We start from the raw sequence: 24,547 nt of genomic DNA, 5'->3' as shown, positions 1-24,547 counted from the left end.
AGGAAAGGAGGTGAATATAGATGTTTACAAGAACTGACTTTTGGATAGGTCTAGTTGTTGGCACTATTGCCGGGGCATTTGGGTACAAGCTGATGTCGGAACAGTCAGTGCGCGCTGTGGCCCCGGCCGCGCCAGTAGCGACTGCTCAGGGAGTGGGTGAAATCCCGCTAGACGAACTGATGCGTCAAAAAGAACGTCTGGAGGACTTGATCGCGGAACGGCAACAAGCTGGAGTTTAGGCGTAATTTGGGCACTTTTTGTATTTGGTATTTACCGTAAAGGTCCAACCCATAAGTACGGGTTGGGCTTTTACTCGTATCTTGTTAGGAAGCTGCGATCCTGCGATTGATAATATGTTGCTGGCTGTTGCCTCATTCACTTTTGTTTGGCCTGCTGCCATTAAAATAACTAGACAAGTTATTTTAATTAGTATATAATATTTAAACTGTCTAAAATGTTTTTCCAGCGGTAGCTTGACAAGGCCTTGAGCACTGGTTATAATTAAAAAGTATCTGGTCAAGGCTGATTGGGGCTTTTACAGTAACCTTTATATCTGTAGATGTAATAAAATGGCGCTTGCAATGTCTGGTTTAATAGTATATAATAAGTTTCTGTCGAGAGCACATGGAGAGATGTCCGAGTGGTTGAAGGAGCACGCCTGGAAAGCGTGTGTATTCGAAAGGGTACCGAGGGTTCGAATCCCTCTCTCTCCGCCATAAGATCTACAATTGCGGGGCCGCTGATACGGCTTTTTGTTTTCTAGGCCGGGCTATAGCAGGGCCGGGTCTTACGCAATAGGAACTCATGAACCGCGTCAGATCCGGAAGGAAGCAGCGCTAAGTGATCATTTTTATGTGCCGTAAGGGTGCCTGGCTGTTGCTATGGTCCGTCGTAGAAAACAAAGCCGTTCTAACCTAACTGAAATCTATAAATTATTGAAAGTAGCCAATGCCGGGCTGCTTTTTTGCTATATACAACTAAGGCAGGCAAGCCACGTGTAACAAGCTTTTTATATAATTATTTTCCCGAAAAAGGGAAACATTTTACTCGTGTGGAATATAACAATCTTGTAAGGTAAGGAGGTGTGGGGATGGCCTATGTGGCATTGTATCGAAAGTGGCGGCCACAGGATTTTAGCAGTTTAGTCGGGCAGGATCATATTAGTGTGACCCTGAAAAATGCGATTGCCTCCGGTAAGATTGCCCACGCCTATTTGTTTGCCGGACCACGGGGTACCGGCAAAACGACTACCGCTAAAATTTTGGCGAAGTCCCTGAATTGTCAGCAGGGTCCTACCACAATCCCCTGTAATGCCTGTCCAAACTGCGAAAAGATCACTGCCGGCACATCAATGGATGTATTTGAGGTAGATGCGGCCTCCAACCGGGGGATTGACGAAATTCGTGATCTTAGAGAAACTGTTAAATTTTCACCGGTAGACGGGCGCTATAAAGTATACATAATTGATGAAGTCCATATGTTAACGACAGAGGCTTTTAACGCTCTGCTGAAGACGCTGGAGGAACCGCCCGGCCATGTAGTGTTTGTCCTGGCCACAACTGAACCCCATAAAATTCCAGCGACAATTCACTCGCGCTGCCAACGCTATGATTTCCGCCGCATCGGTGTAAGAGAAATTGAGCAGCGGTTAGCGCTGGTTGCAAAACACAGCGATCTACAGGTGGCGCCTGAGGCGCTTAGACTGATTGCTGTTCAGGCTGATGGCGGAATGCGTGATGCTCTCAGCATTCTGGATCAATGCGCTGCGTTGGATAGCGGCGGTTTAATAACTGCTGCCCATGTCAGGCAATTGCTGGGATTAATTGGTCACGAATGGGTATGGCAGTTAACAGATGCAATAGCTGAACGTGATACTCACAGCTTGCTGCTCAAACTCGATGAGGTTATCAGCCTGGGCAAAGATGTACGCCAATTGCTTGTTGAAATGGCACTGCACGCCCGCAGCCTGATGCTGTTTAAAGCCGCTCCTACTATTGAAAACATTGAGATGTACAGTGAGGATAAATCAGTTTTAGCCGCCCAAAGCGCTAAATTCTCTCATCAGGAACTGGTAGCGATGCTGGAGCTTTTGCATACGACCGCAAACGAGACAAAATGGGCAGCTGAACCGCGCATTGCTGTGGAAATGGCACTTATCACTTTATGCCGGCGGACGGTAAGCACAGATATTGCTGCTTTAATGGAGCGGATTGCCGTGCTCGAGGCCCGTTTTGCCAGCCAAGCAGCGGTAGGGGTGGCAAGTCCTGTCAATGTAAGCCCACAGCCGGCAACGCCGCCCAAGCCGGCTTCTGGTGCACCTGAGCTGTCCCGACCGGCTCCCCAAGCTCCCCGTCAGTCTGAGGTGCCAGCTGCGGGGTCTGAACCTGTTATACCGCCGCCTCCTGCTGAGGCGGCAGGTAATATAAGCAACTTAAATGAAGTATGGGCAGCTGTACTTAAGGAACTCTTAGTTAGTGGAAAGCGGTCCGTACACGCCTGTGTTATGCAAGGTCACTTAATATCCCTTGCTGATAATCAGGCAACAGTACGTTTTTCGGCCACTTTTCCGAAAGAACGGACTGAAAAAGACGATTATCGGGCAATTGTCGAAAAGGCACTTGTTCAGGTTACCGGACAGCAAGTACGAATTATTTGTGTACTGGGACAGGATACACCGGTCGCCAAGCCAACAGCTGCACCACCAGCAGTTTCTGTGCAGCCTGATCCTGGTATTAATCATCCGGCTGTTACGCAGGCACAAATGATGTTTGGCGGTACAATAGTAAAAATTGAGGAAGATAAAAAAAATTAGGAGGCTGACACATGTTTGGTAATATGGGAAATATGGCGGGAATGATGAAAAAGGTGCAAAAATTGCAGGGCGATATGGCCAAACTTCAGGAAGAACTTAAATCCCGGACGATTGAAGTATCCACCGGGGGCGGCGCAGTTAAAGTTGTAGTCACCGGGGAAAAGAGAATTCAGTCGGTGAAAATTTCGCCTTCTGCCGTCGATCCTGAAGACGTAGAAATGCTGGAGGATTTGGTTGCCGCTGCTGTTAATGAGGCCATGACCAAAGTGGATGATATGATGGCCCAGGAGATGGGAAAACTAACCGGCGGTCTTAATCTGCCACCAGGAATGTTTTAATTTATGAGCTATATTGCGCCAATTGCCAGGCTAATTGAGCATTTTCGCCGCTTGCCGGGGATTGGACCTAAATCGGCGGCCCGCCTTGCCTATCATGTGCTCAAAATGGATAAAAGCCAGGTGCTTGCTTTGTCACAGGCCATTACAGATGCAAAAGAGCGGGTTGGTTACTGTACGGTTTGTTTTGATTTAACAGATTCCGATCCTTGTCAGATTTGCCGGTCTGAAGGGCGGGATAAGTCACTTGTATGTGTTGTTGAAGACCCTAAAGATGTAACGGCAATGGAACGAACCCGTGAATTTAATGGTTTATACCATGTACTGCATGGTTCACTATCACCGCTTGAAGGTATAGGGCCTGACGATATCAAGGTGAAAGAGCTTTTAGACCGAATCGGTCAGGGGATCCAGGAAGTAATTATGGCTACCAATCCCAATGTCGAGGGTGAGGCTACAGCCATGTATATTGCCAAACTGCTGAAACCGCTTGGTGTTAAAGTCACGCGTATTGCTCACGGTTTGCCGGTGGGGGGGGACCTCGAATATGCTGATGAGGTCACTTTGTCCAAAGCCCTGGAAAACCGCAGGGAAATGTAAAGCCACTGTTTATCCTGCCTGTTTATGGGAATACTATAACAGGGAGGAGATGCAATGAAGACAGTGCTAATGAACATTATCCATAGTTTTATACCCCAAAATGTGACGATTGTTCCCGGTATTCCCCCTTTGGCCCAACAGATTGAGCAAGCAAGACAGGAATGGCTGAGTGCCCAAAACTACTATAACAATGTTTCTGATGTTGATTTAGTCGATCATGCCACTTTTCTCATTCATGCTGCCGAAAAAAAATATACATATTTGTTAAAGCGTGCACGGTATGAAGGGGTTCATATGCACCATTCAGTTAAGCCGCATGCCTAATACCGGAATCTTCATTCCGGTATTTTTTCATTTTTTTGGACTGGCCAACATATATTGTCTATAGCAGGATGTGGTGACTGATCACATTTAAGGCTAGTTATTCAGGTGGAGGGATATGGATGATGGCATGGCGGCGGCTATTAGGTCTTTGGGATAACGAACAATCTGGCGGTAAGAACCTGCCTGGTCTGGCGGAGGTAGTGGATCAGGCCCGGCGGGACTGGTTGTATGCTCAAAATTATTATAATTCAGTTACTGATACCGATTTAATTGATTATGCTATTTATCTGAGTAAAGCCTGTGAACGCAGGTATATGTATTTGCTCAGACAGGCCCGGCAGGAAGGCGTTCGCTATCCTTTGGGCGCCAACCTAGCGGAATTTTCTGATACGGGAACTATACGCAGAGTATTATAGCATGGTAAAATTAGAACAAGCTAGTTCTGAAAGGGCGTGAGGAGATGTCGCTTTTACCGGCAGGTTTAGAATTTAATGTTATTATTGCTTACGCATTCGGTATTCTTTTAATCTACCTTATCGGCCGGATGTTTTTAATGCCCATTAAACTGGTGTTTAAACTAATATACAACGGTTTAGTGGGGGGGATTATGCTCTGGGTTGTTAATCTGGTCGGCGGCTACTTCGGTTTTACGATTGGTATTAATCCAATTACTGCTCTTGTCGCCGGTTTTTTGGGATTACCAGGTGTTGTTTTGCTGATATTGTTTAAAATATTTATTAATTAGCCTGTCGGAGGATTAACAAATTACGACTGTTAAATTGCGCACTAGAGCCTGTAGCTTATAATTGATTGCATGGACAAGGGGTGTATTAAGCGGTGGAGACTGTAAAAACAGCGCATTTAACTGAACCGATTATTGAAGCCTATGTGGGCGAATATGCCAGCGGTAAAAGCGAAAATGCCGTAAACAGGGCTATTTATCTTAAGAAACAGGGCTTGGCTGTTACTCTCGTCGATTTGGACACGGTTGAGCCGTGCTATACCCTGCGGCCGATCAAAAAGGAGCTTGAAGAGCAAGGGCTTGATGTAGTGGCATGGGAAACTCATGATACCATGGGTCTGGGAGAAGCAGGCAGTGTGATCAAAGGCTCAATGCGCTGGGTATTGCGGCGTAAAGGTAATATTATTATGGACGTCGGCTATGGTGTACATGGTGCGAGGATTTTTAATCTGGTAGAAGGCGCGTTTGAGAATCCGTATCTTAAAATTATCGCTGTACTTAATATGTCACGTCCCTTTACCTCAACCGTAGACAATATTTTAGAATATGTCGCAACGCTAGGCAGGGTCGATGCTGTACTTAATAATACCCACATGGCTGAAGAAACTACTGTTGAAATTGTTCAGCGCGGTGCTAAGGGCATCAGCGAGGCCGCCAGCCGTATAGGTATACCTGTAGTAGCTACTGCCGCAATCGCTGAGATAGCTGAAAAAATTGGCCCTGCTGATTGTATGGGTAACCCGGTCTGGCCACTGGAACGAATTATGCCGCGTACCTTCTGGTAAGGGGAGAACAGCCTGGTTCAAGAAAGTCAGGCTGTTTGTCTTTATGTTTAAATATATCCTCAATTCTGCCGTACAAAAGTCAGTTGGTTTGAATTAGGGGAAGCATAAATTGCTTTATTGACAATAAACTAATAACCGCAATTAATACTTACCGCATTATATTTAATGATAAAGCCTAAATTGTTATTGACATAATGAAATAGACATGATAGTATATAAAAGCTGTCGCATTCAGCAGTAAGCAAGACAATAATGAATGCAAGCGTATTAACATGATGCGCACGTCGGTCCCGGGCAAAGCGTATCGTCCTGATACGCCCGTGATCCTAGCGCATCCATGCGCGTCGGTCCCGGGCAGAGCGTATCGTCCATGATACGCCCGTGATCCTAGCGCATCCGTGCGCGTCGTTCCCTGAAAACTGAACAATGTAAAGAAATGCATCATAAAAGCCAGATGTGCGGTGTGCTGCCATGCAGCACAACCAACAACAAATTTGATTGAATTGAGCCGATAAAACGGCTTCAATATATATAGTCGCAAGACTAAGAACTTTATTGGAGAGTTTGATCCTGGCTCAGGACGAACGCTGGCGGCGTGCCTAACACATGCAAGTCGAACGGAGTAGTTAGCAATAGCTACTTAGTGGCGAACGGGTGAGTAACGCGTAGACAACCTGCCTCTCAACTGGGGACAACACCGCGAAAGTGGTGCTAATACCGAATGTGGTATCTTCGTTGCATGACGGAGATAAGAAAGATGGCCTCTATATATAAGCTATCGTTGAGAGATGGGTCTGCGTCTGATTAGCTGGTTGGTGAGGTAACGGCTCACCAAGGCGACGATCAGTAGCCGGTCTGAGAGGATGAACGGCCACACTGGGACTGAGACACGGCCCAGACTCCTACGGGAGGCAGCAGTGGGGAATCTTCCGCAATGGACGAAAGTCTGACGGAGCAACGCCGCGTGAGTGAAGAAGGCCTTCGGGTCGTAAAGCTCTGTCGTTTGGGACGAACGTATCCTATGTAAATAATATAGGGTAATGACGGTACCAAAGGAGGAAGCCACGGCTAACTACGTGCCAGCAGCCGCGGTAATACGTAGGTGGCAAGCGTTGTCCGGAATTATTGGGCGTAAAGGGCGTGTAGGTGGCCTGGTAAGTCGTGTGTCTAAGTGCGAAGCTCAACTTCGTATGGGCGCAGGAAACTGCCAGGCTTGAGTGCAGGAGAGGAAAGTGGAATTCCCAGTGTAGCGGTGAAATGCGTAGAGATTGGGAGGAACACCAGTGGCGAAGGCGACTTTCTGGACTGTGTCTGACACTGAGGCGCGAAAGCCAGGGGAGCGAACGGGATTAGATACCCCGGTAGTCCTGGCCGTAAACGATGGGTACTAGGTGTAGAGGGTATCGACCCCTTCTGTGCCGGAGTTAACGCAATAAGTACCCCGCCTGGGGAGTACGGCCGCAAGGTTGAAACTCAAAGGAATTGACGGGGGCCCGCACAAGCGGTGGAGTATGTGGTTTAATTCGACGCAACGCGAAGAACCTTACCAGGGCTTGACATTGAGCGAAAGGTCTAGAGATAGATCCCTTACCTTCGGGTAACGCGAAAACAGGTGGTGCATGGCTGTCGTCAGCTCGTGTCGTGAGATGTTGGGTTAAGTCCCGCAACGAGCGCAACCCTTATCCTTTGTTGCCAGCGCGTAAAGGCGGGAACTCAAGGGAGACTGCCGCAGAGAATGCGGAGGAAGGCGGGGATGACGTCAAGTCATCATGCCCCTAATGTCCTGGGCTACACACGTACTACAATGGGCTTAAACAAAGCGAAGCAAGCCTGCGAAGGCAAGCAAAACGCAGAAACAAGCTCTCAGTTCGGATCGGAGGCTGCAACTCGCCTCCGTGAAGTCGGAATCGCTAGTAATCGCAGGTCAGCATACTGCGGTGAATACGTTCCCGGGCCTTGTACACACCGCCCGTCACACCACGAAAGTCAGTCACACCCGAAGCCGGTGGGGTAACCAGAAATGGAACTAGCCGTCGAAGGTGGGGCCGATGATTGGGGTGAAGTCGTAACAAGGTAGCCGTATCGGAAGGTGCGGCTGGATCACCTCCTTTCTAGGGATAAGCAGAGAACCAGGTTTTTAGGAGCGAAAGCGACGCGGAAACCTGAGTGAATCGCTTAGTTCTGAGCGTAAGCGAAGAACATCATTAAGCGAGCTCTATTCCAGGTCGGTACATTTGGCAGATGCACAGATTTACATTGTTTGGTTTTGAGGGAATGCTTTTGTTACCAAAAGTTACTTGTTGAAACATACAGGCAACGATGATAACATAGATATTCCTGAAAACATGTTCCTTGAAAACTGCACAGAAGAAAGCAAAGTAAAAGTACCTCTCATATGCAAATATGTGAAGTAACTTAACGAAGCGCAATTAGGATTCAAAAAGTCCTTAAATGAGTCACAAGCAAAGTTTAAGGCAGGCGAAACTGGCTAGAAGGTGTCAGCTGCGAGGCGCACCGGAAGACGTTGCCGCGCCGCGTACTCGCGTACGCAAGCAAAACGTCTGAGGAGCAACGAAGCAGATGGCGGCTTCTAGACAGTTGCAGCACACAAAGTCAAGTTATATAGGGCATACGGTGGATGCCTAGGCGCCAAGAGCCGAAGAAGGACGCGGTAAGCTGCGAAAAGTCATGGGGAGCCGCAAGCAGGCCCTGATCCATGAATATCCGAATGGGGGAACCCAGTGGTGGTCATGCACCATTACCCGGCGTAAGTCGGGAGGTAAGCCGGGGAACTGAAACATCTAAGTACCCGGAGGAAAAGTAATCAAACGAGATTCCCCAAGTAGCGGCGAGCGAACGGGGAAGAGCCCAAACCCGGATCGACATTCGACTTTCGACACTGGATGTTCGAAGAGTAAAACGATAGTTTTACGAATCCCTTACGAAAGTCTAAAGTCGTACGTCGAATGTCGATCCGGGGGTTGAGGACCGGCGGAAGTTTCGTCAGGCCTAGCCGAACTACCTGGAAAGGTAGGCCGCAGAAGGTAACAGCCCTGTAAGCGAAAGGCAGAGCGAAATGGCCGGAATCCAGAGTACCACGGGACACGAGGAACCCTGTGGGAAGCAGGGGGGACCACCCTCCAAGGCAAAATACTCGAGGCGACCGATAGCGCATAGTACCGTGAGGGAAAGGTGAAAAGCACCCCGGGAGGGGAGTGAAAAAGAACCTGAAACCGTATGCCTACAAGCAGTCGAAGGCCCGTAGGAGGCTGACGGCGTGCCTATTGAAGAATGAACCGGCGAGTTACAATATCCAGCAAGGTTAAGTGGAAGACACGGAGCCGAAGCGAAAGCGAGTCTAAAAAGGGCGAAAGTTGGATAGTGTAGACCCGAAACCGCAGTGATCTATCCATGGCCAGGTTGAAGCGCAGGTAAAAATGCGTGGAGGACCGAACCCGTGAGCGTTGAAAAGCTTTGGGATGAGTTGTGGATAGGGGTGAAATGCCAATCGAACGCGGAGATAGCTGGTTCTCCCCGAAATAGCTTTAGGGCTAGCCTCAGGAAGTAAGTACAGGCGGTAGAGCACTGATAGGGCTAGGGGCCTAATGGGTTACTGAACCTTGTCAAACTACGAATGCCTGTAGTGGAATCCTGGGAGTCAGACTACGAGTGATAAGACCCGTGGTCAAGAGGGAAACAGCCCAGACCATCAGCTAAGGTCCCCAATGCCGTACTAAGTGGCAAAGGATGTGGAGATACAAAAACAACCAGGATGTTGGCTTAGAAGCAGCCACCATTAAAAGAGTGCGTAATAGCTCACTGGTCGAGTGTCGCTGCGCCGAAGATGTCCGGGGCTAAAGTACGGAACCGAAGCTATGGCATGTCTAACGACATGGGTAGGGGAGCGTTCTATACCCAGAGAAGGTATACCGTAAGGAGTGCTGGAGAGTATAGAAGTGAGAATGCCGGTATGAGTAGCGAAAAGACAAGTGAGAATCTTGTCCACCGAAAGCCTAAGGATTTCTGAGGAAGGATCGTCCGCTCAGAGTCAGTCGGGCCCTAAGCCGAGGCAAAAAGCGTAGGCGATGGACAACTGGTAAATATTCCAGTACCACCTAGGATCGTTTGAGCGAGGGAGTGACACAGGAGGGCAGGCAAGCGCGAGGATGGAAATTCGCGTCTAAGCTTGTAGGGTGCATCACAGGCAAATCCGTGATGCGTAAAGCCTGAGGAGTGACGGGTAGCTGTTAGAGATAATGGCGAAATTGCTGATCCCAGACTGTCAAGAAAAGCTTCTAGTGAGAGACTAGGTGCCCGTACCGTAAACCGACACAGGTAGGCGGGGAGAGAATCCTAAGGTGCGCGGGAGAACCCTCGTTAAGGAACTCGGCAAAATGTCCCCGTAACTTCGGGAAAAGGGGAGCTTGTAAACCGTGTAGACCAGAAGCGGTCGAAGCGGGAATGAGTTGCAAAAAAGAGGCCCAAGCGACTGTTTACCACAAACACAGGTGCCTGCTAAAGCGAAAGCTGACGTATAGGTGCTGACACCTGCCCGGTGCCGGAAGGTTAAGAGGAGAGCTTAGTGGAAACGCGAAGGTTTGAATTGAAGCCCCGGTAAACGGCGGCCGTAACTATAACGGTCCTAAGGTAGCGAAATTCCTTGTCGGGTAAGTTCCGACCCGCACGAAAGGTGTAACGACTTGGGCACTGTCTCAACGAGGGACCCGGTGAAATTGAAATACCTGTGAAGATGCAGGTTACCCGCGACTGGACAGAAAGACCCCATGGAGCTTTACTGCAACCTGACATTGAGTTTTGGTAAATGATGTACAGGATAGGTGGGAGACAGGGAAGATGGGACGCAAGTCTCATTGGAGTCAATGTTGGGATACCACCCTTTATTTACTGGAGTTCTAACTCAAGGAGTAACGAAACTGAGGACAGTGTCAGGCGGGCAGTTTGACTGGGGCGGTCGCCTCCGAAAGAGTAACGGAGGCGCCCAAAGGTTCCCTCAGCGCGGATGGAAATCGCGCGAAGAGTGTAAAGGCAGAAGGGAGCTTGACTGCAAGACAGACAAGTCGAGCAGGGACGAAAGTCGGGCTTAGTGATCCGGTGGTACCGAGTGGAAGGGCCATCGCTCAACGGATAAAAGCTACCCTGGGGATAACAGGCTAATCTCTCCCAAGAGTCCATATCGACGGGGAGGTTTGGCACCTCGATGTCGGCTCATCACATCCTGGGGCTGAAGTAGGTCCCAAGGGTTGGGCTGTTCGCCCATTAAAGTGGTACGTGAGCTGGGTTCAGAACGTCGTGAGACAGTTCGGTCCCTATCCATCGCGGGCGTAAGAGACTTGAAGGGAACTGCTCCTAGTACGAGAGGACCGGAGTGGACGGACCGCTGGTGTACCAGTTATCCCGCCAGGGGTAGAGCTGGGTAGCTACGTCCGGAAAGGATAAACGCTGAAAGCATCTAAGCGTGAAACCAGCCTTAAGATGAGGTCTGTCATTCGCAAGAAGTAAGGCCCCTTGGAGAAGACAAGGTTGATAGGCCAGGAGTGGAAGTGGAGTGATCCATGGAGCGGACTGGTACTAATAGGCCGAGGACTTGACTTTAAACCCTCGTTTGCATGAAGTGCAAACATAAGCAGCGAACCAGCTTGCCGCGAGCGATAGCGAAACGGGAAGTTGTGTGAGTCGCTTAGTTAGAGCGGAGCGATAACATCCATAATGTATGTTGTAACTCCGAGCTGGCAACCAGTAAATTACTATTGCGCAAATCTTTCTTCTGTGAAGTTTTCAGGGAACATACTCTAACGAGATGTTCACCTAAAATCCAGTGACGATAGCTGTGGGGTTCCACCTGTTCCCATACCGAACACAGCAGTTAAGCCCACAAACGCCGAAGGTACTTGGCTGGAAACGGCCCGGGAGATTAGGAAGTTGCTGGTTAGAAAGAAAAACACTCACTGTTGCAGTGAGTGTTTTTAATTATGGAGAGCGACAGGCTTAGACCGTTCAGAGTGCCCCAGCTGCGAGGCGGAGCGAGGACGCCGCCGTAGTCGTACTGGAAGTACGTCGGAGGGGGCGCCCGCAGTGTACAACGATACCGTCGCCTATGAGACTATTTTACGAGGGCTGGTTGGCGATCGGCTTTGTTGTAACAGCATCGCACAGATGGGGTGCTCTGAATGGTCGTAGGTAGCCGAAGGTACTTGGCTGGATGGCCCGGGAGATTAGGAAGTTGCTGGTTAGAAAGAAAGCACTCACTTTTTGTGAGTGCTTTCTTATTATGTAAAGAGATAGATGAGGGCTTTACAGAATTTGTCTCAAAGTGGTGAAATTTGCTCTAAAAAATTGGAAGGATTTTGAAATTTGCTGTCTAATGTTTAAAAGTCGGTTATTTAGTATTATTTTTCATAAAAATATGAGGTGGTGAGGATCATTTCAGTTGAACAAGTATTAGTTCGGTATCGATGTATAGATAAAGAGGGAGGAGTTGGGATTGTCTTCCTGTATTTCTAGGCATGAGCGTAACAGCATATGTTTTATTGCAGCAGCATTATTTATTTTTTTACTATATGAACCTTATGGCAAAATATTTATTGAATTATTGAGCGCTGATTCTTTTTTGCTTATTCACATTTTATTGGAGTTTATAAGTATAGCTATCTGCTTTGTTATCACTATTTTGGGATGTGTCATGTACCCCTTAACTAAATCACGTTATATTTTTATGTTTAGTGTAATCTTTTTTTATGTGGGCATATTTGACGGCTTTCACAGCCTTGCCTTTCAGGGTATGCCATTTGGCCTTAACGCTGATGCCGCAACATGGTTTTGGACTCTTGCCCGAATAGTGGAAGCGGCAGGGATTACTTTAATTTTTACAAAACCTGATAAGACAATTCATATTCAACAAATCAAGCTGGTTGCAATATTTATAGTATTTATAGGTATTGTTGTTTCAGCAGGTTGGTATCGGTCTGTTGTATTTTTACCAGCCATTTTACCGGTCAGCTCCACTTTACCAGCTGATTGCAGAACTATTGTAGAGTATATGATCACCCTGCTGCGGACGATTACCCTTGTTATCGTGGTTTATCGTTACCGGCTTGCCAAGAACTTGGCCGGGATCTATATTATTCAGGGCGTTGTACTGGAATTAATCGGAGAATTGATATATGTAATATATGATAATGATTCTGATCCTATTATCTGTCATATATATAAAGTAGCAGGGTATTTCTATTTTCTTAGAGGAATCTATTTTACAACAATAAGGGATTATTTCAATAATCGTAGAAGTGCAGAAGAGCGTTTTACTATCTTATTTCATACTAATCCATGTATGATGGCTATAACTACTCTCGCCGGCAAATATGTTGATGTTAACAAAGCTTTTATAGAAAATACGGGTATGAGTAGAGACGATATTATTAACAGAACTATTAGCTCAGTTCATCTTGGCGATGGTGGCAGCATAGCAGGAAAACTCAGGCAAATGATGGAGGATCATAGGCAGATTAGAAATGAAGAAATCCATTATGTTACAAATTCCCAAGAAAGAAAAACTGCATATATGTCGGCAGATATTATAGATTTTGGTGTTAATAAATGTGCTTTAATTACACTTACTGATATTACTGAGCGCCGGAGCCTGGAAAGAGAATGGTTACGCCTGGAGCGCCTTAACCTTATTGGTCAAATGGCTGCTAGTATTGGTCATGAAATACGAAACCCATTAACAACAGTTAGGGGCTATCTTCAGCTTTTTCAAAAACGCAAGGATAGTATGGCTATGACCGATGCGGCCGCTGTCATGATTGAAGAGCTTGACCGAGCCAATACAATTATAACTGAGTTTTTGACTATGGCAAAAAATAAACGCAGTGAATTGTCCAATGCAAATCTTAATGCAATAATTACTGATCTTTTACCTAGGCTAAGTACTACCGCGGATCAATATGGCAGAACCATTCAAGCAAAGCTGGGGACAATTGCTGAGCTTCCGTTGGATGCCAGAGAAATTAGGCAGGTAATCTTAAACCTGGTGCAAAATGCCATTGAAGCAACTGAATGCGGTGGTACTATTACAATAAGAACTACACAGGTAAATAAAGAAGTAATCCTTACCGTAGAAAATGACGGCAAAAAGATACCTCCAGAAGTGATGGACAAATTAGGCACGCCATTTTTTACTACCAAGGATACAGGTATAGGTATGGGATTGGCTATCTGTTATAGTATTGTAGCCCGGCATAAAGCTAAGCTTATTGTAGAGTCCACAGATACTGCCACCAGATTTGATATTAGGTTTGACTATTAGCCTTTTGAGGTCCATAAGCCTAAGCGCTTGTCAAGTGCGGACTTTACGCACAATTCAAATCAAAAAGAGGGACTAAATATGATTCAAACTGATTGGCAGGATATTTTAACTAATTTTGTGTATACAAACCTGCCGGCCCTTATGAATCCGGCTAGTCGCGTAACGATTGTCAGTTCCACATCTTTGCCTGCTGTACCGGACACAGGCACCATTGTTATAACCCCGGAAATTCTGGCCGGTCTCCAAGCTTATGTATTAAATAACTTTGACAATTTACAATTGCCTAGCGATATACAAGATATAGTAAGAAATTTTTTTTCGGTGAACACCTCGTTATAGGGCCATTCAGGGGAATACGATTATGTTATGTAATTTAATAGATAAAAATATAAGCAATTGCTGTTATAAAAACTGTAAAAAAATAAGCCATCCAGTTCTGGATGGCTTACAGTCCAAAGTTATTATATATATCTGCGGGCACCAATATAATGCTCAATATAATATTCTTCAGACAGAGAATTAATGGTTACCTGCTTGGCAGCAGAGCTGGCATGGATAAATTTGCCATCGCCCATGTAAAAGCCAACATGTGAGGCACCAGGTTTGTAGGTTGTAAAGAAGACCATGTCGCCTACTTTTAGATTCGCTTTATCCACAGCAACGCCTTTGCTATATTGTTCTGCTGCCGTCCGGGGAATAGTAATTCCGTTTTCTTTCATTACATACTGCGTGTAACCGGAACAGTCCCAGCCAGCCGGTGTTGTGCCGCCCCAGACATAGGGTACGCCCATATATTTTTGGGCGCTGTTGATAATGGATGCTCCTTTGGTAGAAGCATTGGCGGTATTCGGGCTAATTGGAGTTACAGGAACAGAAGATATATTATTAGCGTTGCCGCTGTTGTCTGAGTTGCCAAGAATCTTGCCTAGCAAAAGTGCTAACAGAATGTTTAGTATTCCGCCGGAGCTACTGCTGCTTTGGGCGGAAGAACCAGTTAAGTCTGTCAGTGAAAAGGCTTTTGCAGGTGCTGCCGGCATAAACAGGGTAGTAAACAGCGTAAAGAGAAGAATCAGTGTTATATTACGTGTAAAATGTTTCATCACGCCCTCCTTATCACATAGATTTAAATCGACAACATAACAATAATAACACAGTTAACTTATTATGTAAACAATAAATTTCTGGTAAAATAAAATAGACCCCAGTCTGGAACAGCAAATTACTGTTCAGATGAGATCCTATTAAGGGGACTAAATTTATTCCTTATCTGGTGAAAAACAGCGTAGCACTAGGTTGGCAGTTGCCGTATTGGTGGCCACAGGAATATTGTGAACATCACATATTCGTAAAAGGGCAGTGATATCCGGTTCATGGGGCTGCGCAGTTAACGGGTCGCGGAGGAAAATCACAGCATCCACTTTCTGACAGGCTACTTGAGCGCCAATTTGCTGGTCTCCGCCTAATGGGCCGGAAAGATAAGTGGTGATATCCAGTTCTGTATTTTCTCTGATAATTTTTCCTGTCGTAGCGGTAGCAATGATGTGGCAGAAGGAAAGTGCTGCTTGGTTTTTCAATACAAATGTCAGCATTTCTTCTTTTTTGCGATCATGGGCAATGAGTGCGACTGTTTTCTTCATAGGCCTCACCTCCTTAGCATTAGTTATACCTTATAATATCATCAAAATGCATGGTAATAAAGACAGGGGATAAATATTTCTTGACTTTGGCTTTTTTAGCTGGTATTATATTCCACGAATACAGTATACAAAAGCTCACTAAAAAAATATTTCATTGACTGGAAGTGTGCCTAGGGTTCCGGCAGCTGGTTCTGTGCCTGGTCCAAGCGGCACAGGGCCTGAGGGCCACACCGTGGGTAAAAAAAACCCTAGCGGAAAGTTCCTGCAAAGGACTTTTTGCGTTTTTTTTTTATATGAACTAAATCGGTTTCTGATTATAAGCAGAAGGACTATACCCTAAAGGGACAGGCGGCTTCTGCCGGCAGCCTGAGGGATTTGGCACCAGCCATAGCTTTTCTTATATTATCTGGGAGGAGTAAAATATGATTACATACTGGAATAAACCTGCGGAAACAATGGTACGGGAAGAAATGGCTAACGTCCAGGCCGGGCGATTGAGGGAGATTGTCGCGAGATTGTACCGGCAGCAGCCCTTTTATCGCTCTAAGATGCAGGCAGAAGGGCTATTGCCTGAAGATATCGTTGCGTTAGCGGATATTGAAAAGCTGCCATTCACAACCAAACAGGATATGCGTGATAATTATCCTTACGGGCTGTTTGCTGCTCCCATGTCGGAAATTGTCCGGGTTCATGCCTCCAGCGGCACTACTGGCAGACCAACTGTCGTTGGCTATACTAAGCGTGATATTGGCATTTGGTCGGAAGTTGCGGCCCGCTCTTTAGTGTCTGCCGGTCTGAGCAGGCAATCGTGCATTCAGGTCGCTTATGGTTATGGTTTGTTTACCGGCGGCTTAGGCATTCACTATGGGGCAGAGCTTTTGGGCGCTTCGGTAATTCCAATATCCAGCGGCAATACGACCAGGCAAATTATGTTGATGAAAGATTTTGGCACAACCGCGCTGGCCTGTACCCCGTCCTATGCGCTATATATCGCTGAGACTATGCGGGAGATGGGAATCGACCCGCGTGAGACCTCACTTAAGGTGGGAATATTCGGTGCTGAGCCCTGGTCTGAGCGCATGCGGTTTGAGATTGAAGCCCAGCTGGGGATTAAAGCGCTTGATATCTATGGATTAAGTGAGATCATTGGCCCTGGTGTAGCCATTGAATGCTGTGTACAAGATGGGCTGCATATCAATGAGGATCATTTTTATCCCGAGATTATTAATCCTTTGACAGGTGAAGTCTTGCCTGACGGCGAAAAAGGGGAGTTAGTGCTGACGACACTTACTAAAGAGGGCATGCCGATGATTCGATACCGGACCAGGGATCTTACAGTCTTGTATCGTGAAAAATGTGCCTGTGGCCGGACTTTGGTGAGAATGAGCAAAGTCCTGGGCCGGAGTGACGACATGCTGATTATCCGTGGGGTCAATGTGTTCCCGTCTCAGGTTGAGAGTGTACTATTAGGTATTGGCGAAACATCACCTCATTACCAGCTGATCGTAGACCGGAAGGAGAACCTTGATTTTCTTACTGTGCTCGTAGAAGTGACAGAGGAGATGTTTTCTGATGAAGTCCGGGGCTTAGAGGAATTAGAAGCCAAAATAAAGGCTGAATTGGCCAGTGTACTTAATGTATCGGCCATCGTGCGGCTTGTTGGCCCTAAAACAATTGAGCGCAGTGAGGGCAAAGCTAAGCGTGTTGTTGATAAACGCCAACTTTGATTAGCAGCGACGCTGATCAGTGCGCGTTATTCAGGGGTTTGGCGTCCTGAGTCTAGCTCCGGTTAACAGTTGAGTGAATAGAACGATTTGGAGGGATACCATGATTATTCATCAATTATCGGTGTTTATTGAAAATCAGGGAGGTAAACTGGCCGAAGTATTAGGAGTTTTGAAAGCGCATGAAATTAACATACGGGCAATGGCTGTTGCCGACACGTCGGATTTTGGCATACTTCGGATTATCGTCAATGAACCGGAAAAGGTGCAGCATATTTTGCGGGGAGCAGGTTTTACTGTTAAAGTCACGCCTGTGCTGACAATTTTGGTAACCGACCAGCCAGGCAGCCTGTTTGAACAGGTTGACAGGCTTAGTGCAGCCGGCGTCAATGTGGAATATGTATACGCATTTGCGGCTACCTCGGCAGAAACGGCGCGGGTAGTATTAAAAGTAGATAATCTGCCGTTAGCCGAACGTTTGATTAGCAGTGAAGGAAAGCCGGCTGATCCTTATCAGGATGAAGCGGGTACAGTCCCCAATTTTTATTGGTAAAAGGCATTGTCGCTTTTACCTGTTACTTTTACGAGAATCTTTAAGCCAGCTCCGGCATATAGTTCAGTTGGAAGAAATATTCGCCCAGGAATAAGTTATTTTCAATATAAAAAAACCTCTTGACAAAGAACAGCCGTGCTGGCATAATGTATACAAAGTTACATATCGCGTAAGAAAGTGTGTCTAGGGTTCCGCTGTTTTACAGGACTGGGCCAAGCGACGCAAAACACGGCAGCTGCTGTGTTACACCGTGAGTATAAAAGGCTCTGCGGAAAGTTTCTTACTTTTATTAAAAGTAGAAACTATTTCGCAGAGCTTTATTGTAACTATTTTTCAGTAAAATAATGGTAAAAGTAATGACTGGGATATATAACTCTCTTCCTGCTCAGAGAACCGGTGGTTGGTGCGAACCGGCGCAGTGAGGCGAGCCAATGCTCACCCAGGAACTCTTTTGTTGAAGTGTATATTGTGTGCTGGATACAATATACTTTAGACGAAAGCGACACCGGGCGTTAGCCGGTAGCCATGAGAAATCTTGGTGCAATGAGCCCAAAGTAGGGTGGTACCGCGCGTTAGGCGCCCCTATGCCAGAGTCAGATCTGTCATAGGGGCGTTTTTATTTCTGGCAGGTTAGCATCATAACAAGTGGAGGTGGTAATTGTGCAACCCAGCGTTCTTTCGGTATTAGTCCATAATCAGCCGGGGGTTTTAGTAAGAGTAGCCGGTATGTTTTCCAGGCGGGGTTTTAATATCGACAGCCTGACTGTCGGCGTTACACAAGACCCGGAGTTCTCCCGGATAACAGTGGCGGTGTGCGGTAATCAGGCATTTATTGATCAGGTAAAAAAACAAATCGAAAAACTGGTAGAGGTTGTAGCAGTGCAGATCTTACCGCTCAACCATTCGGTAGTGCGGGGGTTGGCACTTATCAAGGTCAAAGCTGGTGAGAACCGGGCTGAGATACTGAAACTAGCCGAAGTTTTCCGGGCCAATGTCGTAGATATTTCCGGCAGCACGGTGACCCTTGAGGTAACAGGGGAAGAAAGCAAGCTTAAGGCCTTGACAGAACTGTTAGTGCCTTACGGACTGTTAGAGACCATCCAGACCGGCCTTGTAGCGCTGGAACGGGGTGAAAATACAATTTATGAATATGAGGAGAGAGAAAACGATGAGCAAAATGTATTATGAACAAGACGCACGCTGGGAGCTTATTCAAAGTAAAACAGTAGCTGTTATTGGTTATGGCAGCCAGGGGCATGCCCATGCGTTAAACCTAAAAGACAGTGGGGTTAAAGTTGTTGTAGGCCTGCATGAAGGCAGCAAATCAGCGGCAAAAGCGCGTGAAGACGGTCTGACTGTTACCAATGTTGCTCAGGCGGTTGCCTGTGCGGACATTACAATGATTCTTATTCCTGATGAAAAGCAGGCTAAGGTATACGCAGCTGAGATCGCCCCCAACCTTAAGCCCGGTTCGGCCCTGGCTTTTGCCCACGGCTTCAACATTCACTTTAACCAGATTGTGCCGCCGGCCAATGTGGATGTATTCATGGTAGCCCCCAAGGGCCCGGGTCATTTGGTTCGCAGGGTATTTACCGAAGGCAAAGGCGTACCCTGTCTGATGGCGGTATATCAGGACTTTAACGGCAGTACACAGGACCTGGCCTTGGCCTATGCCAAAGGCATCGGCGGTGCCCGGGCCGGGGTGCTGACAACCACCTTCAAGGATGAGACTGAATCGGATCTCTTTGGTGAACAGGCCGTACTGTGTGGTGGTGTAACCGAACTAATCAAAGCCGGTTTTGACACCTTGGTTGAGGGGGGCTATGAACCTGAGCTTGCTTATTTTGAATGCCTGCATGAAATGAAACTTATTGTTGATCTCATGTATGAAGGCGGTATGGCCGCTATGCGCCACTCCATCAGCGACACTGCTGAATACGGAGATTATGTGACAGGGCAGCGGATTATTACGGAGGAAACCCGGGCGGAAATGCGAAAAGTGCTAGCCGAGATACAAAACGGCACCTTTGCCCGGAACTGGATTTTGGAGAACCAGGCTAACCGACCGCTGTTTAATGCCAAACGCCGCCAGGAAGCTGCTCATAACATTGAAATTGTTGGCGCCGAACTGCGTGGCATGATGTCCTGGCTGAAAAAGTAATTACTAACCGGGTGCGTGAAGGGGAACGGTTCCGGTGACTGCTGGTTTTACTGAAACAAGCCGCGGAACCGGCCCTTGCTTCACCCAAAAATGACTCAAAAGAACCGTCCCCGTGAGTCAGTATTTAGCGAAGGTGAGGTTATGATATGGAAATTCGGAGAATTCAAATATTTGACACAACTCTCCGTGATGGTGAACAGACACCGGGAGTCAGTCTGCAAACAGAAGAAAAGGTGGAAATTGCCCTGGCGCTGGCCAAACTGCAGGTAGATGTTATTGAAGCCGGATTTCCGGTTGCCTCGCCTGGTGACTTTGAAGCAGTGAGCCAGATTGCGGCAAGGGTCAAGGGACCCGCGATTGCTGCATTGGCCCGGGCTAATGTAAAAGACATAGCTACTGCTTATCAGGCCATTAAAGCGGCAGAAAAGCCCCGGATACACACTTTTATTGCCACAAGCGATATTCATCTGGAACATAAATTGAAAATGACCCGGCTCCAGCTTTTGGAACGTGTCGATGAGGCGGTAAGTTACGCCAAGAGCCTGACTGCGGATATTGAGTTTTCCGCTGAAGATGCTTCAAGATCGGATCGTGATTTCCTGTGTCAGGTATTTACCAGGGCAATTGCCGCCGGGGCTACAGTCATTAATGTCCCGGATACAGTAGGCTACACAACACCACAGGAATTCGGGGACCTCATCACTTATATCCGCGAGCATGTCCCGAATATCAGCGAGGCAAGGATCAGTGTACACTGTCATGACGACTTAGGCATGGCGGTGGCCAATTCGCTGGCGGCAGTGGCGGCTGGTGCCGATCAGGTGGAATGTACCATCAATGGCCTGGGGGAACGGGCCGGCAATGCTGCTCTGGAAGAAGTGGTCATGGCCATAAATACCCGCCGTGAGTATTATCGCGCCGCAGCTAATGTCAATACCCAGCAGATCTACAGGACATCCCGTCTTGTCAGTACCTTAACCGGCATCGCCGTACCACCTAATAAAGCGATTGTCGGTGACAATGCCTTTGCTCATGAATCGGGTATTCACCAGCATGGTGTGCTTAATAATCCGCTGACTTATGAGATCATCAGCCCGGAAGTGGTTGGCGTCAGCCGCAATGCTATTGTGCTTGGTAAACATTCAGGCCGCCATGCGTTTGAGGAACGTCTTAAACATCTGGGATATGAAATCGACACCGATACTATCAATAGCCTGTTTATTAAATTCAAGGATCTGGCCGATCGCAAAAAAATGGTATTTGATAAGGATATTGAAGCCCTGATCGTGGAAAAAGCAACCGTACGGCCCGAATGGTACACTCTGGCTTATCACCATGTTGTCAGCGGTAATCAGACTTTGGCTACTGCTTCTGTGCGGCTTAAAACAAGTGCGGGCATTTGTGAAGCCGCCAGTTGTGGCGATGGGCCGGTAGATGCGGCATTTAAGGCGATTGAGCAGGCTGTTGGTTTTGCTGTTGGCCTGCGTGACTATCAGCTCAAGGCGGTAACCGCCGGCGAGGATGCCCTGGGGGAGTCTACCGTATGGATTGAACGTGATGGACGCACCTTTAGCGGGCGGGGATTGTCAACTGACGTTATTGAAGCAAGTGCCAAAGCCTATGTAAATGCAATTAATAAAATGCTGGCTGTATGCGGGTTTCCTGCAATCGGGCAGACGGCGGGGAGGTAACAAGATGGCGAGACCGATGACGATTACTGAGAAAATATTTGCCGCTCATGCCGGTTTGAGTGAGGTTTCTCCTGGTGAGCTTATCAGGGCCAGGTTGGATTTGGTATTAGGCAATGATATTACTGCGCCACCGGCGATTAAAGAGTTTGAACAAATCAGCAATCAAGTGTTTGACAAAAATAAAATTGCCTTAGTGCCTGATCACTTTACACCGAATAAAGATATTAAATCCGCCGAAATGGCAAAGACGATGCGAGAGTTTGCCAGGAAGCATGATATTACTCATTATTTTGAAGTGGGTCGTATGGGAATTGAGCATGTGCTGCTGCCGGAGCAGGGGCTTGTTGCCCCGGGCGAGGTGATTATCGGCGCCGATTCGCACACCTGTACCTATGGAGCTGTGGGGGCTTTTGCCACCGGTGTTGGTTCAACCGACATGGCTTGTGCGATGGCTACAGGCGAAACCTGGTTTAAGGTTCCGGCCAGCATTAAGGTTGAACTGACAGGTCAGCTGCCGCGCTGGGTTTCCGGCAAGGACATCATATTAAAACTTATTGGCATGATTGGGGTTGACGGCGCCCGCTACCAGTCACTGGAGTTTGCCGGGGAGGGCGTAGCCACGCTTACAATGACAGACCGTCTGACGATTGCCAATATGGCGATTGAAGCCGGCGCCAAAAACGGAATATTTCCGGTGGATGCTGTTACTGAGCGGTATTTGTCCGGGCGGGTTACGCGGGCTTACACCGCTGTGGCTGCTGATCCCGGGGCTGCCTATGCACGGACTGTCACTATTAATTTAAGTCAGCTTACGCCGGTGGTGGCGCTGCCGCACTTACCAGAGAATGTACGGCCGGTACGTGACCTTGAGCCTACCCCTATCAACCAGGTAGTTATTGGTTCCTGTACCAACGGTCGCATTGAGGATCTGGAGCAGGCTGCGGCCATTTTGGCAGGGCGCCAGGTTCATGATAATGTCCGGGCAATTGTTATTCCCGGCAGTCAGGCAGTATACCTTGAAGCTGTCAGTTTAGGTTATGTCGAAACGTTTGTAAAAGCCGGGGCTGTTGTCAGTACGCCAACCTGCGGACCCTGCCTTGGAGGCCACATGGGTATTCTGGCGAAAGGGGAGCGGGCGGTGGCGACTACCAACCGTAATTTCCGCGGCCGGATGGGGCATGTGGAAAGTGAAGTCTATCTGGCCGGCCCGGCGGTGGCGGCTGCCAGCGCCGTATTAGGGCGGATTGCCGGCCCGGAGGAGGTTATATAATGGAGTTTTCAGGAAAAGTATGGCGCTATGGCGATAATGTGGATACTGATGTTATTATTCCGGCCCGTTATCTTAATACGGCCGATATGAAAGAACTGGCAGCTCATGCAATGGAAGATATTGATCCTACGTTTGCCGGTAAAGTACAGCAGGGTGATATTATTGTGGCTGGTAAAAATTTTGGCTGTGGTTCATCGCGGGAGCATGCTCCCGGGGCTTTGCAAGCCGCTGGTATTGCCTGTGTGGTTGCGGAAAGCTTTGCCCGCATCTTTTACCGGAATGCCATTAACATTGGGCTGCCGCTGATTGAGCTGGGCGAAGGCGAGATTAAAATACAGGACGGCGACACCCTGGCCGTGGATCTGGACCGGGGGGTAGCCAGAAATCTGGCAACCGGCGAAACCTTTGCTGTGCCGGCACTACCCGGATTCATCCAGGAAATTGCCCAGGCCGGGGGATTGGTTAATTACACCCGCCAAGTACTTGCCGTCAGGGAGGGGAAAGCATGAGTAGTGACAAACACATTGTTGTTATTCCCGGTGATGGTATTGGGGATGAGATTACGGCTGCGGCCTTACAGGTAGCCCAGGCTGCTGCTGCCAAAAGCGGGTTTAGTTTTACTTATGAAACCAAACAGGCCGGTGGTGCTGCGATTGACGACTATGGTGTACCGCTGCCGGCAGAGACGGTTGAGGCTTGCCGCCGGGCTGACGCTGTGCTGTTAGGCGCAGTCGGCGGCCCTAAATGGGATCATATTGCCCCTGAGCTAAGAGCGGAAAGAGCTATTTTAGGGCTGCGCAAGGAACTGGGCTTATACGCCAATCTGCGGCCAGTCAAAATTTTTCCGGCTCTTACCGGGCAGTCGCCGTTGAAAGCCGAGATAGTCAGCGGCGTAAATATTCTGATTGTCAGGGAACTGAATGGCGGCATCTATTATGGTGCCCGCCAGGAAGCGGCCGTTACTAACGGGGTGGAACAGGCGTGTGACAGCGAAATTTACAGCCGGCCGGAGATCGAGCGTATTGTCCGGCTGGCCTGCCGGGCAGCGGTCGGCCGTAAGGGCAGGGTGACGTCGGTTGATAAAGCCAATGTGCTGGCTACCTCCCGCTTATGGCGTAAAACAGCTACGGCGATAGCCCGGGACTTTGCCCAGGTTGAGCTCAGTCACATGTATGTAGATAATTGTGCGATGCAGCTGGTATTGAATCCGGGAAGCTTTGACGTAATTGTCACCAGCAACCTGTTTGGAGATATTTTAAGCGATGAGGCCGCCGTTTTATCCGGTTCGATCGGATTATTGCCATCGGCCAGTTTGGGGGATGGCACAGGACTGTATGAGCCGATTCACGGTTCGGCGCCGGATATTGCCGGCCAGGGCTTTGCTAATCCGTTGGGAACAATACTGTCGGCTGCCATGCTGTTCCGTTATTCGCTCAGCCATGAGCAAGCTGCCGTAATGATTGAACAGGCGGTTGAACAGGTTCTGACTGATGGCTACCGGACGGCAGATATTTTTCAGTCCGGGTTTACCAGAGTGTCGACTGAAGAAATGGGCCGGCAAGTAATCGCCAGATTGAGGTGACCAGC

At 48.0% G+C, this 24,547-nt stretch carries 20 protein-coding genes, 1 tRNA gene and 3 rRNA genes; 22 read left to right on the top strand and 2 right to left on the bottom strand.

All coding sequences use genetic code 11. The features are described from left to right. Positions 1–20 precede the first annotated feature (20 nt). The 14 genes from ACZ481_RS25320 (at position 21) to ACZ481_RS25255 (ending at position 14,263) form a co-directional block, all read left to right on the top strand. A complete protein-coding gene (locus ACZ481_RS25320) occupies positions 21–239 on the top strand; it encodes a hypothetical protein (RefSeq protein WP_464768107.1) in 219 nt (72 codons plus the stop codon). Between the two features lie 387 nt (positions 240–626). Continuing rightward, a tRNA-Ser gene (locus tag ACZ481_RS25315) sits at positions 627–716 on the top strand. A 374-nt stretch (positions 717–1,090) separates the two neighbouring features. Beyond that, positions 1,091–2,812 (top strand): DNA polymerase III subunit gamma/tau, encoded by a 1,722-nt coding sequence (gene dnaX / locus ACZ481_RS25310; protein ID WP_464768106.1) that lies wholly within the window; start codon positions 1,091–1,093, stop codon positions 2,810–2,812. An 11-nt stretch (positions 2,813–2,823) separates the two neighbouring features. After that, positions 2,824–3,150 carry a YbaB/EbfC family nucleoid-associated protein gene (locus ACZ481_RS25305; RefSeq protein ID WP_144352233.1) on the top strand — a complete coding sequence of 109 codons (327 nt, stop codon included), beginning with the start codon at positions 2,824–2,826 and terminating at the stop codon, positions 3,148–3,150. A gap of 3 nt (positions 3,151–3,153) precedes the next feature. Further along, a complete protein-coding gene (gene recR / locus ACZ481_RS25300; protein WP_464768105.1) occupies positions 3,154–3,747 on the top strand; it encodes a recombination mediator RecR in 594 nt (197 codons plus the stop codon). Positions 3,748–3,801: 54 nt separating this feature from the next. Then, on the top strand, positions 3,802–4,071 hold the full coding sequence (locus ACZ481_RS25295) for a YaaL family protein (protein ID WP_464768104.1): 270 nt from the start codon (positions 3,802–3,804) through the stop codon (positions 4,069–4,071). 119 nt (positions 4,072–4,190) lie between these two features. Continuing rightward, positions 4,191–4,487: a YaaL family protein gene (locus tag ACZ481_RS25290; protein ID WP_464768103.1), complete on the top strand. Its 297-nt coding sequence runs from the start codon at positions 4,191–4,193 to the stop codon at positions 4,485–4,487. 44 nt (positions 4,488–4,531) lie between these two features. Next, positions 4,532–4,816: a pro-sigmaK processing inhibitor BofA family protein gene (locus ACZ481_RS25285; protein WP_464768102.1), complete on the top strand. Its 285-nt coding sequence runs from the start codon at positions 4,532–4,534 to the stop codon at positions 4,814–4,816. Positions 4,817–4,908: 92 nt separating this feature from the next. After that, on the top strand, positions 4,909–5,598 hold the full coding sequence (locus tag ACZ481_RS25280) for a hypothetical protein (protein ID WP_464768101.1): 690 nt from the start codon (positions 4,909–4,911) through the stop codon (positions 5,596–5,598). Between the two features lie 552 nt (positions 5,599–6,150). Continuing rightward, positions 6,151–7,709: ribosomal RNA gene (locus ACZ481_RS25275) — 16S ribosomal RNA — on the top strand. 500 nt (positions 7,710–8,209) lie between these two features. Next, positions 8,210–11,211 (top strand): 23S ribosomal RNA (locus tag ACZ481_RS25270). A gap of 219 nt (positions 11,212–11,430) precedes the next feature. Further along, positions 11,431–11,547 (top strand): 5S ribosomal RNA (gene rrf / locus ACZ481_RS25265). The 16S, 23S and 5S rRNA genes sit together here, the layout of an rRNA operon. Positions 11,548–12,100: 553 nt before the next feature. Continuing rightward, positions 12,101–13,924 (top strand): MASE3 domain-containing protein, encoded by a 1,824-nt coding sequence (locus ACZ481_RS25260; protein WP_464768100.1) that lies wholly within the window; start codon positions 12,101–12,103, stop codon positions 13,922–13,924. 78 nt (positions 13,925–14,002) lie between these two features. After that, positions 14,003–14,263, top strand: a complete 261-nt coding sequence (locus ACZ481_RS25255; protein WP_464768099.1) for a hypothetical protein — start codon at positions 14,003–14,005, stop codon at positions 14,261–14,263. 122 nt (positions 14,264–14,385) lie between these two features. On the opposite strand, the gene ACZ481_RS25250 is transcribed toward ACZ481_RS25255, so the two are convergent. After that, positions 14,386–15,024, bottom strand: coding sequence for a C40 family peptidase (locus tag ACZ481_RS25250; protein WP_464768098.1), 639 nt, complete (start codon positions 15,022–15,024; stop codon positions 14,386–14,388). Between the two features lie 156 nt (positions 15,025–15,180). Next, positions 15,181–15,561 (bottom strand): methylglyoxal synthase, encoded by a 381-nt coding sequence (locus tag ACZ481_RS25245; protein ID WP_464768097.1) that lies wholly within the window; start codon positions 15,559–15,561, stop codon positions 15,181–15,183. A gap of 422 nt (positions 15,562–15,983) precedes the next feature. Here ACZ481_RS25245 and ACZ481_RS25240 point away from each other — a divergent pair, with 422 nt between their 5' ends. From ACZ481_RS25240 to leuB, 8 genes are all read left to right on the top strand, one after another. Then, entirely contained in the window at positions 15,984–17,288 is a 1,305-nt protein-coding gene (locus ACZ481_RS25240; RefSeq protein ID WP_464768096.1) for a phenylacetate--CoA ligase family protein, read from the top strand. A 100-nt stretch (positions 17,289–17,388) separates the two neighbouring features. Beyond that, entirely contained in the window at positions 17,389–17,838 is a 450-nt protein-coding gene (locus ACZ481_RS25235) for a hypothetical protein (protein ID WP_464768095.1), read from the top strand. Positions 17,839–18,495: 657 nt separating this feature from the next. Continuing rightward, the gene (gene ilvN, locus ACZ481_RS25230) at positions 18,496–19,026 is read left to right on the top strand and encodes an acetolactate synthase small subunit (RefSeq protein WP_464770692.1); all 531 of its coding nucleotides are present in this window, start codon (positions 18,496–18,498) and stop codon (positions 19,024–19,026) included. Then, on the top strand, positions 19,007–19,999 hold the full coding sequence (ilvC, locus tag ACZ481_RS25225; RefSeq protein WP_464768094.1) for a ketol-acid reductoisomerase: 993 nt from the start codon (positions 19,007–19,009) through the stop codon (positions 19,997–19,999). The genes ilvN and ilvC overlap by 20 nt, the downstream gene beginning before the upstream one ends. 146 nt (positions 20,000–20,145) lie before the next feature. Beyond that, complete coding sequence (locus ACZ481_RS25220; protein ID WP_464768093.1) at positions 20,146–21,690, top strand: 2-isopropylmalate synthase; 1,545 nt, start codon at positions 20,146–20,148, stop codon at positions 21,688–21,690. Between the two features lie 4 nt (positions 21,691–21,694). Then, the gene (leuC, locus tag ACZ481_RS25215; protein ID WP_464768092.1) at positions 21,695–22,960 is read left to right on the top strand and encodes a 3-isopropylmalate dehydratase large subunit; all 1,266 of its coding nucleotides are present in this window, start codon (positions 21,695–21,697) and stop codon (positions 22,958–22,960) included. Next, positions 22,960–23,469, top strand: a complete 510-nt coding sequence (locus ACZ481_RS25210; RefSeq protein WP_464768091.1) for a 3-isopropylmalate dehydratase small subunit — start codon at positions 22,960–22,962, stop codon at positions 23,467–23,469. The genes leuC and ACZ481_RS25210 overlap by 1 nt, the downstream gene beginning before the upstream one ends. After that, a complete protein-coding gene (gene leuB / locus ACZ481_RS25205) occupies positions 23,466–24,542 on the top strand; it encodes a 3-isopropylmalate dehydrogenase (protein WP_464768090.1) in 1,077 nt (358 codons plus the stop codon). The genes ACZ481_RS25210 and leuB overlap by 4 nt, the downstream gene beginning before the upstream one ends. The last annotated feature ends 5 nt before the right edge of the window (positions 24,543–24,547 follow it).

This window comes from Sporomusa intestinalis, assembly GCF_055383785.1.
Note: the sequence above shows the minus strand (reverse complement) of the source record. Positions and strands in the feature narration are given on the sequence as shown.